This is a genomic window from Brucella pituitosa (genome assembly GCF_003049685.1).
In the GTDB taxonomy this organism is placed as follows: domain Bacteria; phylum Pseudomonadota; class Alphaproteobacteria; order Rhizobiales; family Rhizobiaceae; genus Brucella; species Brucella pituitosa.
Genome location: NZ_PYSY02000001.1, coordinates 1,132,538 through 1,149,464, shown reverse-complemented (window position 1 = coordinate 1,149,464; position 16,927 = coordinate 1,132,538). Strand labels below are relative to the sequence as shown.

Here is a 16,927-nt window from a genome sequence, read left to right as displayed (position 1 = left end):
CGGTTTTCTTTTTGCTTTATCGATTGTCTGTTCAGGCTTTTTGTTGTGGAAGCCACTCTTCGAGGCGACGGACCACTTCCTGCATTTCCTCTACCTTGCCAGCATAGGAAAAACGCATGGTGCGGTGCCCATCAATCGGATCGAAATCGCGTCCGGGTGTAGCCGCGATATTGGTTTCCGCAATCATACGGCGTGCAAATTCCATGCTGTCATTGGTGAAACGTGAAACATCACAATAGGCGTAGAACGCACCATCCATGGGTGCTGCAAGGCTCAACCCCATTCGCGGAAGATGATCGAGCAAAATCTGGCGGTTCTGCCGATAGCGGTCTTTCACACGTTCAAGTTCTGCTGTCGCATGAAATGCCTCAATTGCTGCGCGCTGGGATAGTTCAGGTGCCGAAATATAAAGGCTCTGTCCGAGGCGTTCGATAGCCCGAACGTCTGCGCTTGGCAGAACCATCCAGCCGATGCGCCAGCCGGTCATGCAATAGTACTTCGAAAACGAATTGATGATTGTCACATCATCCGAAATCTCAAGTGCTGTAACGTCTTCTGTTTCATAAGAAAGACGGTGGTAGATTTCATCCGAAATCACGCGAATGCCGAGATCGCGGGCGGTCTCGATGATCGCCTTTAATTCAGGCTTGTCGATCACCGCACCCGTGGGGTTTGCGGGACTTGCAAATAGCACGCCTTTAAGCGGTTTTTCGGCATGGGCCGCAGCAAGCGCTTTGGCAGTCAACGCGCCGGATGATCCGCCTTCATTGGCGATCTCTACGACTTCGAGGCCAAGCGCTGTCAGAATGTTGCGGTAGGCAGGGTAGCCCGGACGCGTGATTGCAACACGATCGCCCGGATCGAAATAGACAAGAAATGCAAGATTGAAGGCCGCCGAGGAGCCTGTGGTAATGGCAATGCGCTCAGGCGAGACGGTTACGCCATAGTTGTCAGCATAATGCGCAGCAATCGCCTCGCGCAGTTCGATCAGGCCAAGCGCATCAGTGTAGCCGATACGACCATCTTTCAAGGCGCGTTCCGCAGCCAGCCGCACAATTTGTGGCGCAGGATCCGCCGGTTGTCCGACTGCCATCGAAATAATCGGATGCCCCGCAGCGCGACGACGATTGGCTTCCGCCAGAACATCCATGGCGTGAAACGGTTCGACTGCGCTACGCTTGGAAAGAGTATTCAACTTGACCTCCAGAAAAGCGGGGAATGCAATGCAACTCCCCCGCCCTATAATCGCCGGATTGGTAAAGCAACAGCGCTATAGTAAAAACAGCGATGAAGATTGATATAAAGCCCTTAAAGTAAGCCAGATTTGTAAGATTCGCTTTTATTTCGTTTGAGCAGGATGAGGAGCACTATGGGGAGCATGACTGCAACTTTCACGACCAAAGCGTTTTCTTTTCAGAATGTGATGCGCCGTTCAGTTGCTGCCTTTGCAGCCCTTGCTGTTGCCGTTACGGGCGTTTTGCCTGCACAGGCGCAATCGCGCGGCGGCGGTGTTCCCATCGTCCGCGATGCTGAAATCGAAGCGCTTGTCGCCGATTATGCAGCCCCTATCCTCAAAGTCGCCGGATTAGGCGGACGCGGTGTCCGCGTTATTCTCGTCAATTCGCAGAGTTTCAACGCTTTCGTCGATGGCCGCCGTATTTTCATCAATACAGGCGCGATCATGCAGGCCGAAACACCCAACGAAATCATCGGCGTAATCGCACATGAAGCGGGTCATATTGCTGGCGGGCATCAGGATCGCCTGCGTGAACAGCTGAGCCGTGCTCGCACAATGGCTGTGATCGGCATGCTTCTAGGCGTTGGTGCGGGCGTTGCTGGTGCTGCATCTGGCAGCGGTGCCGCAGCAGGCGCTGGTGGCGGTATAGCCATGGGCAGCACGGAAATGGCGATGCGCAGCCTGCTCAGCTATCAGCGAACCGAAGAAATGACCGCTGATCGACTGGCTGTGAACTATCTCAATGCCACCGGTCAATCCACGAAGGGCATGCTTGATACGTTCCAGCGCTTTGCTTCCGCTCTTTCGTTGTCGGGCACACAGATTGATCAGTATCGCATCAGCCATCCGCTGCCGCGCGAGCGCATTTCCAATCTTGAGGAGCTTGCCAAAAAGAGCCCCAACTACAACAAGACGGATTCGGCAACTCTTCAGCTCAGACATGATATGGCGCGTGCAAAAATTGCGGCATATTCCAACAATATGGGCGCATTACAGCGCATGTTCCGGGGCAATCCTGGCGGACTGCCCGCGCGTTACGGCAGCGCCATCACAACATATCTGAATGGCTCGGCGCGTTCTGCGCTTCCTAAATTTGATGCACTCATCAAAGAACAGCCTAAGAACCCATATTTTCAGGAAATGATGGGCGAAGTTCTGATCAAAGCCAACAATCCTCAGGGCGCAGCCAAGGCTTTCCAGCGCGCTGTTTCACTCGACACACGCAAGTCCCCGCTTCTTCGGATGAGCTATGGCCGCGCTTTGATGTTGACAGGAACAAAAGCGAATATGCCGACCGCAATCAAGGAGATTAAAGCCGGCATTGCATCCGACCCGGAATTTCCGGGAGGATATGGCTATCTCGCCCAAGCCTACGGCCAGTCGGGCGATATGGCGCGTGCAGACCTTGCCACAGCCGACATGAACTATTATTCCGGCAAACTACAACAAGCTCAGATTTTTGCGATCCGTGCGCAGAAACAGATGAAATCCGGATCGCCGGACTGGATGCGTGCGCAGGATATCATCAACGCCAAAGCTAAAAAGTAATACACACGGATGTCGCTTTAACGATATCCCGAGCAGGTTTTCAGAACGTAAGAAAGTGATCGGTATGAAGAATGTAATTTTGGGCTCGATTGCAGGTGCCGTGGTTGGCGCTGCAGCGCTTGCTGCTGGCTATTATGCTGGCACCGCCCATCAACCGGCACCAGTTGCCGCAGCACCTGTTGCAGCCCCAGCTTCATCTGAGATGTCACAGCAAGCTGTTGAAAACATCGTTCGCAACTATCTGTTGCAGAACCCTGAGATCATGGTTGAGGTGCAGACTGCACTTGAAACCAAGCAGGCCGAAGCTGCGCAAGCGCAGGTCAAGCAGATTCTTGCTTCCAGTCAGGATCAGCTATTTAATCCGTCGCACGATGCGGTCTTCGGTAATCCGAATGGCGATGTAACCGTTTATGAGTTCTTCGATTACAATTGTGGCTACTGCAAGCGTGCGCTCCCAGACATGGAAGCCATCCTCAAGAACGATCCGAATGTCCGCTTCGTCATGAAGGAATTCCCAATCCTCGGACCGGACTCGATGCGTGCACATATTGTGGCACAGGCCTTCAAAGCGCTGATGCCTGCGAAATATGCCGAGTATCATGAAGTTCTTCTCGGTGCGCAGGAGCGCGCGACGGAAGCCTCAGCAATTGCTGATGCGGTAAAGCTCGGCGCTGATGAAACGCAGCTTCGCGAGAAGATGAAGGATCCGGCAATTACCAACGCCTTCCAGGAAACCTATCAGCTCGCCCAAAAGCTCAACATTACCGGCACGCCATCCTATATCATTGGAAATGAGCTTGTTCCGGGCGCTATCGGTGCGGAAGGCTTGATTGAAAGAATCGCTGCGGCACGCGCTGCGAGCAAAAGCTGATTTGACTAAGGCCGTGTCTCGTGGGCGTTTACATATATCGCACGGGACGCGGCCACTAAATCAGATCTCGGAAATGACTATTTTTGCCACATATTGCGTCCATTCCACAAAGAATAGCGGGAAAAACGCTGTGGTGAAACATTAGCATCGAATTAGAGGGTTTCGACTTGCGTCCAAGCCCTCTATATGGAATGCGAAGTGTAATCGAAATTTCGTAATAGGCCCGTTATCGATCACGGACGAATATGGTGAAAACAGTTTTTGTTCTGAACGGCCCCAATCTCAATCTTCTTGGGAAGCGTGAGCCTGGCATATACGGTGTGGCAACGCTCGATGATATCGAAGCGAGCTGCAAGCGTGAGGCTGAACAACTCGATCTTGATGTCGATTTTCGCCAGACCAATTACGAAGGCGATCTGGTCAGCTGGATTCAGGAAGCAGGCGATAAAAACGCCTATGTTCTGATTAATCCAGCTGCTTACAGCCACACTTCGGTTGCTATTCACGATGCAATCCGCTCGGCCAAGGTTACGGTCGTGGAAGTGCATCTGTCGAACATTCATGCGCGTGAAGCTTTCCGGCATCACTCCTATGTCTCCGCAGTCGCCAAAGGCGTCATCTGCGGCTTTGGCGCGGAAGGATACCTGCTCGGCCTGCGCGCACTCGCGGCAATTGCCAAAGAAGAAGAAAACAACGGGCAAGCGTAAAGGGGCCTGATATGTCCAGCAAAACTTCCGTCATCGACAAGGAAACCATCCGTGATCTCGCGGATATCCTCAATGAAACCGACCTGACCGACATCGAAGTCGAGCATGGCGATCTGCGCATCCGCGTTTCGCGCAAGGTAACGGTTCAGGCTGCAGCTACCGTAATGCAGGCCGCACCCGTAGCATCTGCTGCGCCTGTCGCTGCTGCTGTTGCCGCAGAGCCAACCAAGGCAGAACTCAGCAAGAACGCTGTTCCTTCGCCAATGGTCGGCACCGCCTATCTCGCCCCTGCTCCCGGCGCACGCAACTTCATTGAAGTTGGTACGCAGGTTAAGGAAGGCCAGACGCTGCTCATCATCGAAGCTATGAAGACCATGAACCAGATCGCCGCTCCACGCGCCGGTACGGTCAAGGCTATTTTGATTGAAGATGCAGCGCCTGTAGAATTCGGCGAACCGCTTGTCGTCATCGAGTAAGATGACCATCTGGTCAGAAGAATTTCGGCTTATTCAATGAACGGGCAGCAAAGCGCAATGTTTCAAAAGATACTCATAGCCAATCGTGGCGAAATCGCTCTTCGCGTGCTCAGGGCTTGTAAAGAGCTGGGCATCAAGACGGTCGCAGTTCACTCCACGGCAGACGCCGATGCGATGCATGTTCGCCTTGCGGACGAAAGCGTGTGCATTGGACCGCCTCCATCACGCGACAGCTATCTGAATATTCATCAAATCGTTGCCGCTTGCGAAATCACTGGCGCGGATGCAATCCATCCGGGCTACGGCTTCCTTTCGGAAAATGCCAAGTTTGCTGAAATTCTCGAAGCACATGGCATTACCTTCATTGGACCAACCTCTTCGCATATCCGCGTCATGGGTGACAAAATTGAAGCCAAGCGCACTGCAAAGCGCCTTGGCATTCCTGTCGTTCCGGGTTCGGATGGTGGTGTGACCGACGAAAACGAAGCCAAGCGCATCGCAAAGGAAATCGGTTATCCGGTCATCATCAAGGCATCCGCCGGTGGTGGTGGTCGCGGTATGAAAGTCGCAAAGACCGAAGATGATCTGGCGGTAGCCCTTGCAACGGCACGTACCGAAGCAGGTGCTGCGTTTGGTGATGATGCAGTCTATATCGAGAAATATCTCGAAAAGCCGCGTCACATCGAAGTGCAGGTCATGGGCGATGGTGCAGGCAATGCAATCCATCTGGGCGAACGCGACTGCTCGTTACAGCGTCGTCACCAGAAGGTTTGGGAAGAAGCCAATTCGCCAGCGCTCAATGCGGAAGCACGCCATAAGATCGGTATGATCTGCGCCAATGCTATTGCCGATATGGGCTATCGCGGTGCAGGTACGATCGAATTCCTTTATGAAAACGGCGAGTTTTATTTCATTGAAATGAACACTCGTTTGCAGGTGGAGCATCCGGTTACCGAAGCCATCACCGGCATCGATCTTGTTCACGAACAGATCCGTGTAGCAGCTGGTCTCGGCCTTTCGGTCAAGCAGGACGATGTACGCTTCTCGGGTCACGCTATCGAGTGCCGCATCAATGCTGAAGATCCGCGTAACTTTACGCCATCACCGGGTCTTATCACGCATTACCACACGCCAGGCGGTCTCGGCATTCGCGTGGATTCGGGCGTTTATTCCGGCTACCGCATCCCGCCGTACTATGACAGCCTTATCGGCAAGCTCATCGTGCACGGTCGTAACCGCGTCGAATGCATGATGCGTCTGCGTCGTGCGCTCGATGAATTCGTCGTCGATGGCGTCAAGACGACCCTGCCCCTGTTCCAGGACCTGATTTCCAATCAGGACATTGCCAATGGCGACTATGACATTCATTGGCTGGAAAAATATCTGGCCAAGCAGTCAGAGACACCAAATGCATAAGAACATGGGTGCATAAGTAAAGTGACCGCAGGAGCTTCCCCGGACGACTATTCGATCGAGCCGGAGCTGCTCCTGCGGGCCTATGCCACCGGGGTTTTCCCGATGGCCGAAGAAGCGGATGATCCTGAGATTTTCTGGGTTCGTCCTGAGAAGCGCGGTATTATCCCGCTTGATGGCTTTCACATCCCCAAAAGCCTGCAAAAAACAATCCGACAAGCTATTTTTGAGATCAGGCTCGATAGTGATTTTGAGGGCGTTATCGACGGCTGCGCAAGCGGTTCCGGCGAACGTGCGCGTACGTGGATCAATGGGCCAATCCGTGAAGCATATGGCAAGCTGTTTGAAGCCCGGCATTGCCACACCGTTGAAGCATGGCACGACGGACAACTCGTCGGCGGGCTTTATGGTGTCACGCTTGGTCGCGCATTCTTTGGCGAGAGCATGTTTACACGCAAGCGCGATGCATCAAAGGTGTGCCTCGCCTATCTTGTTGAACATCTGAACCGGCAAGGGTTTGTCCTGCTCGATACGCAGTTCACAACCGCTCATCTGGAGCGCTTCGGTGCCATTGAGGTAAAGCGTAAAAAATACGAAGTGCTGCTTGAGCAGGCGCTGCAGGGCAACGCAACATTCTGAAGACGTATTGAGCAGTACAGTCAAAACTGCACCATCAGGACTATCCTGCCATTCTCGCTAATTATTTACGCTGATCCGGCGGCGGAACGTCAGACTTCTGTTTGCAGTCCTTCAGCCACACGTCATAAATCGGGTGCTCGACAGCATTGAGACCCGGGCTATCAGCAAACATCCAGCCTGTGAAAATACGACGGATCTTTCGGTCCAGCGTAATTTCATCAACTTCGACAAAACCATCTGTCCGCGGCGCTTCATTTTCGGTGCGGGAATAGCAGACTTTCGGCGTCACTTGCAGCGCACCAAACTGTACGGTCTCGTTGATGTAAACGTCAAAACTTGTGATGCGACCTGTAATCTTGTCCAGCCCCGAAAACTCGGCCACTGGGTTCGATATCCGTTCGGCCTGAGCAAGGTGAATGCTGCCTGTGCTTGAAAGAAGCACGATCAGCGCGACTTGTGTCGCCTTGCTGACCCAGTTCTTTCCATTACCAGCCATACTGGAAGAATGCTTCGTCAAAACGGATATCCGCATCAAATGGTGAATTAAAAAGCCGGAATAATTCCTAAGCATGAAATGTGACGATTCGTTGCCCTGCTGCAAGCAGCAATGAACCGACAGCGCCTGCGCAGCGCCTCTATCCTCAAAACCTTTTGCAAACTGGCAACCGAAGATGAAAAATCCGGCGTGACATGCCACGCCGGACCACAATTTCAATATTTAGTTGCCAGGGGTCCAGGCATCGTATTCGCCAGTCACGCGCGGACGCTCCGCAGGCTGTGTACCCGGAATAGCGATCGAGCCTTTCGGACGGTAAGCCAATGGCGAGCCTGTGAGGTTCTGCAGATGTGGCTTCTGCCAATCGCGCGGCTTGTAGTCTTCCTTGCTTGGCGGCGTATCGACGCGGTGATGCATCCAGCCATGCCAGCCCGGAGGAATTGCACTTGCTTCTGCATAGCCATTGAAAATGACCCAACGGCGTGTACGACCTTCAGAGTCCTTGCCACCCTGATAGTAGACATTACCGAACTCGTCTTCGCCTACGCGCTCGCCCTTGCGCCACGTATGAAGGCGGGTGCCGAGCGTCTGGCCATTCCACCAGGTGAAGACTTGTGTAAGAAATTTCTTCATGACCTATCCAGATCCATTATTGCCACAGGCAAAGTAACTGCCGGGTTTTCAACGCTTATGGCCCTATCGAAAGACCAAGGCAAGGGGCAAGTTGCCGCTGTCACAAGAGTATGATGCAGCAGCAGGCCCAATTTACTAGTCGCATTTGCCTCCGCAAAACCGCTTCGCACTTTTGCTGGAAATGCTTTGTTTCTACGCATTATCCTACGCAAAACCGCTTCGCACTTTTGCTGGAAATGCTTTTTACATAGACCAGCCTTCAAGAGACTTTTCCATAATAAGCACCGGCTCCTTGCAATTGGGGTCGCCCCAATCTTCGCTACGGCCGACCTGTGCATAGCCCTTGCGTTCATAGAAGCGGACTGACTTTGCATTCCGCTCGATCACTTCAAGCCGCATCGTATTTACACCGGGAAAGGCCATTTCAACTTCTGCCAGAAGCATGGTTCCGATGCCCTGTACCTGCGCGTCAGGGCGTACATAGAGCTGATGAAGCGAAGCCTTGCCCTCTCCGGTCTGGCTTGCAAAAGCCATTCCATCGATGCCGCCTGCGCCATTATCGGCAACGATGAATTCCGAGTATGGCTTTTTCAGATTGGCTTTCAAAGCTGCAACGGAATGCCATTGACCGGTGACGGTATTCACCATCTCCCGGCCAAGAATATCGTCAAAGGTCGCATGCCAGGTTGAAACCAGCAGTTCATGCACAGCCTTCAGATCGGCTTCACTGGCGCTGCGAACCCACATTATTCTTCGATCCCAAGCTTTGACTTGACCAGGTCATTCACGGCCTGCGGGTTGGCCTTGCCGCCCGTTGCCTTCATCACCTGACCAACGAACCAGCCAGCCATGGTTGGCTTGGCTTTGGCCTGCTCGACCTTGTCCGGATTGGCGGCGATGATATCGTCAACGGCCTTTTCAATCGCTCCGGTGTCGGTAACCTGTTTCATGCCGCGTTCTTCGACGAGGCTCTTCGGGTCACCGCCTTCATTCCAGACGATTTCAAACAATTCCTTGGCGATCTTGCCGGAAATTGTACCGTCCTTGATGAGATCGATGATCGCGCCGAGCTGAGCTGGCGAAACAGGCGATTCTTCAATGTCCTTGCCCGCCTTGTTCAGCGCACCAAGAAGATCGTTGATAACCCAGTTTGCGGCGGCCTTACCGTCACGTCCGTCACAAACCGCTTCATAATAATCCGCGATGGCCTTTTCTGTTACCAGAATCGAGGCGTCATAGATCGAAATGCCGAGCTTTTCGACCAGGCGGTCTTTCTTGACATCCGGCAGTTCCGGCAATTCAGCGGCAAGCGCATCAACGAAAGCCTGATCGAATTCAAGCGGCAGAAGGTCAGGATCTGGGAAATAGCGATAGTCATGCGCTTCTTCCTTGGAGCGCATCGAACGGGTTTCGCCCTTTACCGGATCAAACAGCCGGGTTTCCTGATCGATAGAGCCACCATCTTCCAGAATAGCGATCTGGCGGCGTGCTTCATACTCAATCGCCTGACCGACAAAGCGGATAGAGTTGACGTTCTTGATTTCGCAACGTGTTCCAAACTCACCACCCGGACGACGAACGGAAACGTTCACGTCGGCGCGCATGGAGCCTTCGTCCATGTTGCCATCGCAAGTGCCAAGGTAACGGACAATCGTGCGCAGCTTGGTCAGATAGGCACGGGCTTCGTCGGATGAACGCAGATCAGGCTTGGAGACGATTTCCATCAGCGCCACGCCAGAGCGGTTCAGATCAACATAGGACATTGTTGGATGCTGATCGTGAATCGACTTGCCTGCATCCTGTTCCAGATGCAGGCGTTCAATGCCGATTTCGACATCTTCGAACTGGCCCTTGTTGTCGGGGCCGACCGAAATCATGATCTTGCCTTCGCCAACAATAGGCTGCTTGAACTGCGAAATCTGATAGCCCTGCGGCAGATCAGGATAGAAGTAGTTCTTGCGGTCAAAAACCGACTTCAGATTGATCTGCGCATTGAGCCCAATGCCGGTGCGTACGGCCTGCTTGACGCATTCCAGATTGATGACAGGCAACATGCCCGGCATCGCAGCATCAACCAGAGACACATTGGCATTCGGATCAGCACCGAACGATGTGGAAGCGCCGGAGAACAGCTTGGACTCGGACGTGACCTGAGCATGGACTTCCATGCCAATGACGATTTCCCAGTCGCCGGTGGCGCCAGAGATGAAGCGTTTTGGTTCAGGTATACGCGTATCGATAAGAGACATGCTGGCTCGCAAATATTCTGATTGAGCTAAAAACTGATTGGTTACTGGCTAGAGCAAAGCCCCATTGGATGCAAGCTTTTCGGCCACTCAATTCAATGGATGAAACGGAAAAGGCCGCGCAATGCGCGGCCTTTTCATCGATTCTCAGCTAAGAAGAATTAAGCCTCGTCGGACTTTTCTTCTGCCTTCTTCTTAGGAGCAGCCTTCTTCTTCGCAGCAGCCTTCTTGGCTGGCTTTGCTTCTGAAGTTGCATCTTCGTCGTCTGCGGTCAGCTCTTCCTTCGAGACCTTCTTGTCGGTCACGTTGATGTTTGCGAGCAGATGGTCAACGACCTTTTCTTCGAAGATCGGTGCACGGAGGTTAGCTACTGCATCCGGCGTCTTGCGCAGGAATTCGTAGATTTCCTTTTCCTGACCTGGGTAACGACGTACCTGGTCGTAAACAGCGCGCTGCAGTTCTTCTTCAGAAACTTCTACGCCTGCCTTTTCACCGATTTCGGAGAGAACCAGACCAAGACGCACGCGGCGTTCAGCAAGCTTGCGATATTCTTCGCGAGCAGCTTCTTCAGTGGTTTCTTCGTCTTCGAAGGTGCGGCCAGCTTCCTGCAGATCGAAGTTGATCTGCTGCCAGATGTTGTTGAATTCTGCATCAACAAGCTTCTCTGGGGTTTCGAACTGGTAATCACCATCGAGAGCATCGAGAATCTGACGCTTTACCTTCTGACGGGTGATCTGGCCGTACTGGCTTTCGATCTGTTCGCGAACAACCTGACGCAGACGCTCAAGCGATTCGATACCGAGCTTCTTTGCGGTTTCGTCGTCGAGAACGAGTTCGTTTGGCTTGGCAACTTCCTTGACGGTGATGTCGAAGGTTGCTTCCTTGCCTGCGAGATGGGCTGCGCCATACTCAGCTGGGAAGGTTACGTTGATAACCTTTTCATCGCCAGCCTTGAGGCCAACGAGCTGCTCTTCAAAACCAGGAATGAACTGGCCCGAACCGAGGATGAGCTGCGCATCAGTGTCTGCGCCGCCTTCAAATGGTTCGCCATCAAGCTTGCCGAGATAGTCGATCGTTACGCGATCTTCGTTTTCGGCTTTGCCCTTTTTGGTTTCAAAAGTGCGGGTCGAAGAAGCGATGCGCTTAACCTGTTCGTCGACTTCTTCATCAGCAATGTCGACAACTTCACGCGTTACAGCAATCTTGGAGAAGTCCTTGACTTCGATTGCTGGCAGAACTTCGTAAGTCAGCGAGAAAACGAAATCAGCCTTGCCGTCGAGAATCTGTTCAGCTTCTTTTTCGTCTTCCGGCATGGAAACGACAGGCTGGGTTGCCGACTTTTCGTTGCGGTCAGCGAGAATCGAACGCGACGAATCGTTGAGGATTTCGTTCACGATCTCAGCCATGAAGGACTTGCCGTAGGTCTTGCGCAGGTGCGCAGTTGGCACCTTACCTGGACGGAAGCCGTTGATCTTGGCGCGGCCACGCGCAGTTTCGAGCCGCTCAGAGAGCTTGGCTTCGAGATCTCCGGCCGGAACCACGACTTTAATCTCGCGCTTCAGCCCTTCATTGAGCGTTTCGGTAACCTGCATGTTCAAACCTTCACTTCTTGTCATTGTCCCGCCGTTACCGGCGCTTATGCCTCGTCGCGGGAGAGAAATTCTCTTTTGCCTCAAGGCAGTTGGTGCGGATAGAGGGACTCGAACCCCCACGGTCTCCCGCCAGAACCTAAATCTGGTGCGTCTACCAATTTCGCCATATCCGCCTCTGAACCGAAGTGCACTCCACCGAATGCACTAAATTCGCCTCAGATATTGAACCGCCTCTCGAAAGCGCGCGTCTCTATATCACTCAATTTTCCCGGTTCAAAGGAAAAAAAGCCGTTTTACCGGCATTGATTTGCCAGCTCTTTCAAGCCGAAGCGCTTTCGTTCTATCCGCCCCTATATAGCGATCTTGGCGCCTTAGCCAAGCCCCTTTTCTTCAAGGGCGATATTAATAGAGCGGCTCTTGGTAAAGTTGCTTGCCGTTATCGCGCAAAGCTTTCATGACAGCGGTGCCCGCATCATCGACAGAAACCACCGCAGTAATTTCCAGATCACGCTGGCCATCCTCGATTGCACGCCCCTCGCCTTCGGGTACGTAATAGCGCTCTATGCCGTAGCGCATACTGATCGTCGCATCCGGGTAGTCGGAGATAGCGTAGGTTGATTGCCCACGAATCTGCACTTCATCAGAAGCCAAGTCCGTGAACGGCGTGAACGACGCACGAGAAATATTCCACACACCTTTATCGGACGGCTTCACCGCCACATAGACAGTACGCGACCCGTCGGCAGGTGTTCCCAGAATAATCTTGCGATCAATCGATGTAATATCATAACCAAGGATCACATAGTCGCCACGCATCAGATCGCGAGGATCGACCGGTCGCGTCTGCAGCACGATCTCATGGCCAGAACGCAGCACCGAAGCCCGCTTCTCGATGCTCGCATAAAGAATGCCGGTCTGCAGCACTGCAGCGACAACTGCGCCCGCGTAGAGCCACTTGCTTTTCAATAGGCTCATGGCTGCACCTCCACTGAACGCTTTCGCCCGAACCTGCTCTCCATACGACGCACAAAAGCCGCAAGCAGTAGCACCAACACGCCTGCAGTCAGGAAGAAGCCAGACGTACCGATCATCGACCCGACGGTTGTGAAGGCGAGGTAAAGCACTTCAAAAGAGAAAGCTGCATAGGCGATGGAACGCAAACTGCCATTGTCGCGTCCGCATATGGCAAGCGAACCAATCGAAAGGGCCAGAATGAGAATGCCATAAACGACATCCTGCGTGATGTTCTTGTCAAAGATCGTTGAAAGCATCTTATCGACCTGAAGAATGCCAAGCGCCAAAAGCGCAAGCAGCAAACCATAGGAAGCCAAAGGATGCGCGAAGCGTGTCAGTCTCTGAAGGGCTTTATGTGCAAAGGCATCCGCCAGCATCAAGCCGATACCGATAATCAGCATCATAGCAAGAATCGCCCGGCTCTCGTTTTCCGAATAAAGAAGAACGGCCCACCCCAGCACAAACAGGCACCACAGATGTGCAGCATGACGGGATCGCGTGAAACGGGCAGCGCCAGCGCCAACAAGAACCAGCAACGGCCCCATCCAGCGATAACTGAGATCGCCATAGTCATTACTGAAAGCATATGTAGACAGATAGAAGCACGCGACGCCCGCACCAAAGGCTGTCAGCACCGGCGAACGCAACAGGAAGGCCGATGCCAGAACACCGCCTGCCCAGACGAGCGCTGCTGAGTGCACATCACCCGACAGATGGTACATCTGACCAACGAGCGCTATACCAGCCCCAAAGGATGATGCCGCAACGATATAAAGCGCTTGCGGCAATAGCCTGTCGCCACGCGACTGTCGCCATGCCCCGCCAAGATAGCACGCCCAGATCAGGACAAAGATCAGGCCGATACGCATAATACGCGGCATATCCTGCCAGTTGGCAGCAACCAGCATGATGACCGCCGCTCCCAGCAACAGCCCACCAAGTGTCGCGAGCACCGAGCCAAGACTGAACCGGGGACCACGTTTTTCGAGATCAACATTCAGGCGCGATGCCGTTTCGGCATCAATAAGTCCTTCATGCTGCCAGCGCTCAATCAGGCGCTCTACAGAAACTGAAAACGACAAAACAACTCCCGAACAATCTATCCATTGAGGCCACTATCTTACCAAGTAGCTGAGAACATATAGGAAACTCGCCAGCCGGCAAATAGTTAGGTCCTGTTCCTTTACGGCAATTTTGTGCTCGACCAGTCTAATCGATTTAGCGCGTCGTGCAGAACCCGCAAGGCAGCTATGCAAACTCGGGTCTGCAAGTAGCGAAAACAATGAGTTATATACTGGGCAACAAACAAGATGAATTGAACACCAGTTCCTCAACGATGAAGGAATAATACCATGAACCTCTTCCGCTCTTACAACAACTGGCGCCGTTACCGCGATACCGTCAACGAGCTGAACCAGCTCTCGACTCGCGAACTTAACGACCTTGGCATTTCCCGCGCAGACATCCCATATGTAGCGCGTCAGTCCAAGGGACGCTAATAACTCATTCAAATTTGCTGGGCCTGAATCCTCCTCCCATCAGGCCCGGTTTATCGCAAAGTCCTCCTCCCAAGCTTTGCGATACCAGGACCGGTCTCTCCTCCTCCCAATTCCGGTCTGACAATAATGGCATCCGTCGCACCTCCTCCCGCGACGGATGCCATTTGTTTTTGTGGCACCTGTTTACCCTCGTCTGATGCGCTTCTCCCATTGAAGGCGGCATGCAAAGGCGGTATGGGATTTGCCATGTCAAAAGATACCGATCTCTCCCCCGTACATGTAGTCGGCGGCGGCCTCGCCGGCTCTGAAGCCGCGTGGCAAATTGCGCAAGCTGGCGTTCCTGTGGTTTTGCATGAAATGCGCCCTGTTCGCGGCACTGATGCGCATAAGACAGAGCAGCTTGCAGAGCTGGTTTGCTCAAATTCTTTCCGTTCGGATGATGCAGAGACCAATGCTGTAGGTGTGCTTCATGCCGAGATGCGCCTTGCAGGCTCGCTGATCATGGCATGCGCCGATGCAAATCAGGTTCCGGCTGGTGGCGCACTCGCGGTTGACCGTGAAGGTTTTTCGCAGGCAGTGACTGCAAAACTCGAAGCTCATCCACTCATCACCATAGAGCGCGAAGAAATCGCGGGCTTGCCACCGGAAGAATGGGGCACGACGATTGTCGCAACGGGTCCACTGACTGCACCTTCGCTGGCCGAGGCCATTCAGGCGCAAACCGGTGCCGATGCGCTCGCTTTCTTCGATGCTATCGCACCGATTGTGCATTTTGATTCGATCGATATGGATGTTTGCTGGTTCCAGTCGCGCTACGATAAGGTTGGCCCCGGCGGCACCGGCAAGGATTACATCAACTGCCCCATGGATAAGGAGCAGTATGAAGCCTTTGTTGCGGCATTGATCGAAGGCGACACGACCGAGTTCAAGGAATGGGAAGGTACGCCCTATTTCGACGGCTGTTTGCCTATCGAAGTCATGGCTGAACGCGGTCCTGAAACCTTGCGCCATGGCCCAATGAAGCCAATGGGCCTCACCAACGAGCATAATCCAACGGTCAAGGCCTATGCGGTCGTGCAGCTGCGTCAGGATAATGCGCTTGGCACGCTCTACAATATGGTCGGTTTTCAGACGAAACTGAAATACGGCTCCCAGACCGGTATCTTCAAGATGATCCCTGGCCTTGAGAATGCTGAATTTGCGCGTCTTGGCGGATTGCACCGCAACACCTATCTCAATTCGCCGGTGCTGCTCGATAATGTGCTGCGGTTGAAGTCACGCGAAAGCCTCCGCTTCGCTGGCCAGATTACGGGCTGTGAAGGTTACGTCGAATCATCGGCAATCGGCTTGCTGGCCGGACGTTTCACCGCTGCTGAAAAGCTTGGAAAGACACCGGTTACGCCACCGCAGACCACTGCTTTTGGTGCGCTTCTCGGCCACATCACGGGCGGTCACATCGTTGCTGATGATGAGGAACCGGGCAAACGCTCGTTCCAGCCGATGAATGTGAATTTCGGCCTGTTCCCGCCGATTGAAGTTCCAAAGACTGAAGGCAAGCGCCTTCGCGGCAAAGAAAAGACCATTGCGAAAAAGCGTGCATTGTCCGCGCGGGCGCTGGCTGATTTTCAGGAGTGGCTGAGCAATAACGCGTATTTTTGAAAGAAGTTACATATCAAATAGATAGGGCGGTTTTCTGAATAAGAAAACCGCCCTATTATTTAAAAACCTGCTTTAAACATCAGCCATTGTTTGCGTATGGCTGAAAGGTCAGCCACCTGATCGGCAGCTTTGCCGCCAAGCCGCTCAATAGCATTGAGATAGGCCGGAACAAGCGCCATTGGCAGGAATGCCGGTCCGAGGCTTTTGGGCAGATCCTTTTGGGCCTTGTCGAAGATTGCCAAGTGTTCGCGCGCAAGCGCCATCATCACACTGATGACGCGCACATGAGCAGATTTCTCGTCGTTGCCAAGAAACTCTTCGCGCGTCACGCCAACTGCCTGCAACATATCAGCGGGAACATAAAGCTGCCCACGACGACGATGGATCGGCATGAGGCGCAACAGACCTGTTACTGCCTGCGCAACACCTGCATGTCCCGCCGTCTCGGTATGCGACTGCGCTGCATCACGGTCGAGAATGAAACCTGCCAGCTGAATGAGAGTGGAAGCGGTCTCACCACAGTAGCCTTCAAGATCGTTCCGGCTTGGCATCGGATCGTCATAGAGATCGAAAATACGTGCTTCGCAATAATTGTCGAAAGCCACGCGCGGCAGATCGTATTTGGTAATCGTATCGATCAGTGCTGCAGCAACAGGATGCGCATCCGCGCTGCCCCGCTCCTCGCCGTTGATGAGATCACGCCACCACTGCAGACGGACTTCACCGGGTAGTGGCTCGTGTACCAGATCGCGAATACGGGCAATTTCTGCATTGAACGCATAAAGGGCTGCAAGCGCGCCGCGTTTGTTTTCCGGCGCATAAAGCACCGAAAGATAACGATCCCGGTCGGCTTCGCGCAGAAGCGCCAGACAATGTGCCTCATTCTGGTTCATGAAA

General features: G+C 53.4%; 17 protein-coding genes and 1 tRNA gene. 8 read left to right on the top strand and 10 right to left on the bottom strand.

The annotated features are described in order from the left end of the window. Positions 1 to 31: 31 nt before the first annotated feature. The gene (locus tag C9380_RS05710; protein ID WP_024896625.1) at positions 32 to 1,195 is read right to left on the bottom strand and encodes a pyridoxal phosphate-dependent aminotransferase; all 1,164 of its coding nucleotides are present in this window, start codon (positions 1,193 to 1,195) and stop codon (positions 32 to 34) included. A 174-nt stretch (positions 1,196 to 1,369) separates the two neighbouring features. Between C9380_RS05710 and C9380_RS05705 the strand changes: the two genes are divergently transcribed. From C9380_RS05705 to aat, 6 genes are all read left to right on the top strand, one after another. Next, positions 1,370 to 2,785: a M48 family metalloprotease gene (locus C9380_RS05705; protein ID WP_024896624.1), complete on the top strand. Its 1,416-nt coding sequence runs from the start codon at positions 1,370 to 1,372 to the stop codon at positions 2,783 to 2,785. Positions 2,786 to 2,849: 64 nt separating this feature from the next. Next, positions 2,850 to 3,656 carry a DsbA family protein gene (locus C9380_RS05700; RefSeq protein ID WP_024896623.1) on the top strand — a complete coding sequence of 269 codons (807 nt, stop codon included), beginning with the start codon at positions 2,850 to 2,852 and terminating at the stop codon, positions 3,654 to 3,656. A 245-nt stretch (positions 3,657 to 3,901) separates the two neighbouring features. Continuing rightward, positions 3,902 to 4,363, top strand: coding sequence for a type II 3-dehydroquinate dehydratase (gene aroQ / locus C9380_RS05695; protein WP_024896622.1), 462 nt, complete (start codon positions 3,902 to 3,904; stop codon positions 4,361 to 4,363). An 11-nt stretch (positions 4,364 to 4,374) separates the two neighbouring features. Then, complete coding sequence (accB, locus tag C9380_RS05690; protein WP_024896621.1) at positions 4,375 to 4,839, top strand: acetyl-CoA carboxylase biotin carboxyl carrier protein; 465 nt, start codon at positions 4,375 to 4,377, stop codon at positions 4,837 to 4,839. Between the two features lie 57 nt (positions 4,840 to 4,896). After that, the gene (gene accC, locus C9380_RS05685; RefSeq protein ID WP_036566847.1) at positions 4,897 to 6,255 is read left to right on the top strand and encodes an acetyl-CoA carboxylase biotin carboxylase subunit; all 1,359 of its coding nucleotides are present in this window, start codon (positions 4,897 to 4,899) and stop codon (positions 6,253 to 6,255) included. 66 nt (positions 6,256 to 6,321) lie between these two features. Then, positions 6,322 to 6,891, top strand: coding sequence for a leucyl/phenylalanyl-tRNA--protein transferase (gene aat / locus C9380_RS05680; protein ID WP_024896619.1), 570 nt, complete (start codon positions 6,322 to 6,324; stop codon positions 6,889 to 6,891). Between the two features lie 61 nt (positions 6,892 to 6,952). Here aat and C9380_RS05675 read toward each other — a convergent pair whose 3' ends face one another. From C9380_RS05675 to C9380_RS05640, 8 genes are all read right to left on the bottom strand, one after another. Further along, a complete protein-coding gene (locus C9380_RS05675) occupies positions 6,953 to 7,423 on the bottom strand; it encodes a DUF2155 domain-containing protein (protein WP_024896618.1) in 471 nt (156 codons plus the stop codon). A 186-nt stretch (positions 7,424 to 7,609) separates the two neighbouring features. After that, positions 7,610 to 8,020 (bottom strand): NADH:ubiquinone oxidoreductase subunit NDUFA12, encoded by a 411-nt coding sequence (locus tag C9380_RS05670; RefSeq protein WP_024896617.1) that lies wholly within the window; start codon positions 8,018 to 8,020, stop codon positions 7,610 to 7,612. Between the two features lie 243 nt (positions 8,021 to 8,263). After that, entirely contained in the window at positions 8,264 to 8,767 is a 504-nt protein-coding gene (locus C9380_RS05665) for a GNAT family N-acetyltransferase (protein ID WP_111787632.1), read from the bottom strand. Beyond that, a complete protein-coding gene (gene gatB, locus C9380_RS05660; protein ID WP_100559115.1) occupies positions 8,767 to 10,269 on the bottom strand; it encodes an Asp-tRNA(Asn)/Glu-tRNA(Gln) amidotransferase subunit GatB in 1,503 nt (500 codons plus the stop codon). Before gatB ends, C9380_RS05665 begins: the two co-directional genes overlap by 1 nt. Positions 10,270 to 10,427: 158 nt before the next feature. After that, positions 10,428 to 11,858 carry a trigger factor gene (gene tig, locus C9380_RS05655; protein WP_282183922.1) on the bottom strand — a complete coding sequence of 477 codons (1,431 nt, stop codon included), beginning with the start codon at positions 11,856 to 11,858 and terminating at the stop codon, positions 10,428 to 10,430. Between the two features lie 90 nt (positions 11,859 to 11,948). Continuing rightward, positions 11,949 to 12,031: transfer RNA gene (locus C9380_RS05650), tRNA-Leu, on the bottom strand. 229 nt (positions 12,032 to 12,260) lie between these two features. Next, positions 12,261 to 12,833 (bottom strand): GDYXXLXY domain-containing protein, encoded by a 573-nt coding sequence (locus tag C9380_RS05645; protein WP_105705991.1) that lies wholly within the window; start codon positions 12,831 to 12,833, stop codon positions 12,261 to 12,263. Then, positions 12,830 to 13,954 (bottom strand): DUF2157 domain-containing protein, encoded by a 1,125-nt coding sequence (locus C9380_RS05640; protein ID WP_105705993.1) that lies wholly within the window; start codon positions 13,952 to 13,954, stop codon positions 12,830 to 12,832. Before C9380_RS05640 ends, C9380_RS05645 begins: the two co-directional genes overlap by 4 nt. A 270-nt stretch (positions 13,955 to 14,224) precedes the next feature. Here C9380_RS05640 and C9380_RS05635 point away from each other — a divergent pair, with 270 nt between their 5' ends. Beyond that, on the top strand, positions 14,225 to 14,371 hold the full coding sequence (locus C9380_RS05635; protein WP_084486703.1) for a DUF1127 domain-containing protein: 147 nt from the start codon (positions 14,225 to 14,227) through the stop codon (positions 14,369 to 14,371). Between the two features lie 246 nt (positions 14,372 to 14,617). Further along, positions 14,618 to 16,030 (top strand): methylenetetrahydrofolate--tRNA-(uracil(54)-C(5))-methyltransferase (FADH(2)-oxidizing) TrmFO, encoded by a 1,413-nt coding sequence (gene trmFO, locus C9380_RS05625; RefSeq protein ID WP_100560181.1) that lies wholly within the window; start codon positions 14,618 to 14,620, stop codon positions 16,028 to 16,030. Between the two features lie 59 nt (positions 16,031 to 16,089). Here the strand turns inward: trmFO and C9380_RS05620 are convergent, their stop codons facing one another. Then, positions 16,090 to 16,923, bottom strand: a complete 834-nt coding sequence (locus tag C9380_RS05620) for a phytoene/squalene synthase family protein (protein WP_100559121.1) — start codon at positions 16,921 to 16,923, stop codon at positions 16,090 to 16,092. Positions 16,924 to 16,927 lie beyond the last annotated feature (4 nt).

What these genes read in the sequence shown, in the direction of transcription:
- C9380_RS05705 (WP_024896624.1), top strand. Translation starts at nt 1,370, where the DNA reads ATGGGGAGCATGACTGCAACTTTCACGACCAAAGCGTTTTCTTTTCAG.
- C9380_RS05700 (WP_024896623.1), top strand. Translation starts at nt 2,850, where the DNA reads ATGAAGAATGTAATTTTGGGCTCGATTGCAGGTGCCGTGGTTGGCGCT.
- aroQ (WP_024896622.1), top strand. Translation starts at nt 3,902, where the DNA reads ATGGTGAAAACAGTTTTTGTTCTGAACGGCCCCAATCTCAATCTTCTT.
- accB (WP_024896621.1), top strand. Translation starts at nt 4,375, where the DNA reads ATGTCCAGCAAAACTTCCGTCATCGACAAGGAAACCATCCGTGATCTC.
- accC (WP_036566847.1), top strand. Translation starts at nt 4,897, where the DNA reads ATGTTTCAAAAGATACTCATAGCCAATCGTGGCGAAATCGCTCTTCGC.
- C9380_RS05675 (WP_024896618.1), bottom strand. Translation starts at nt 7,423, where the DNA reads ATGCGGATATCCGTTTTGACGAAGCATTCTTCCAGTATGGCTGGTAAT.
- C9380_RS05670 (WP_024896617.1), bottom strand. Translation starts at nt 8,020, where the DNA reads ATGAAGAAATTTCTTACACAAGTCTTCACCTGGTGGAATGGCCAGACG.
- C9380_RS05665 (WP_111787632.1), bottom strand. Translation starts at nt 8,767, where the DNA reads ATGTGGGTTCGCAGCGCCAGTGAAGCCGATCTGAAGGCTGTGCATGAA.
- gatB (WP_100559115.1), bottom strand. Translation starts at nt 10,269, where the DNA reads ATGTCTCTTATCGATACGCGTATACCTGAACCAAAACGCTTCATCTCT.
- tig (WP_282183922.1), bottom strand. Translation starts at nt 11,858, where the DNA reads ATGCAGGTTACCGAAACGCTCAATGAAGGGCTGAAGCGCGAGATTAAA.
- C9380_RS05645 (WP_105705991.1), bottom strand. Translation starts at nt 12,833, where the DNA reads ATGAGCCTATTGAAAAGCAAGTGGCTCTACGCGGGCGCAGTTGTCGCT.
- C9380_RS05635 (WP_084486703.1), top strand. Translation starts at nt 14,225, where the DNA reads ATGAACCTCTTCCGCTCTTACAACAACTGGCGCCGTTACCGCGATACC.
- trmFO (WP_100560181.1), top strand. Translation starts at nt 14,618, where the DNA reads ATGTCAAAAGATACCGATCTCTCCCCCGTACATGTAGTCGGCGGCGGC.
- C9380_RS05620 (WP_100559121.1), bottom strand. Translation starts at nt 16,923, where the DNA reads ATGAACCAGAATGAGGCACATTGTCTGGCGCTTCTGCGCGAAGCCGAC.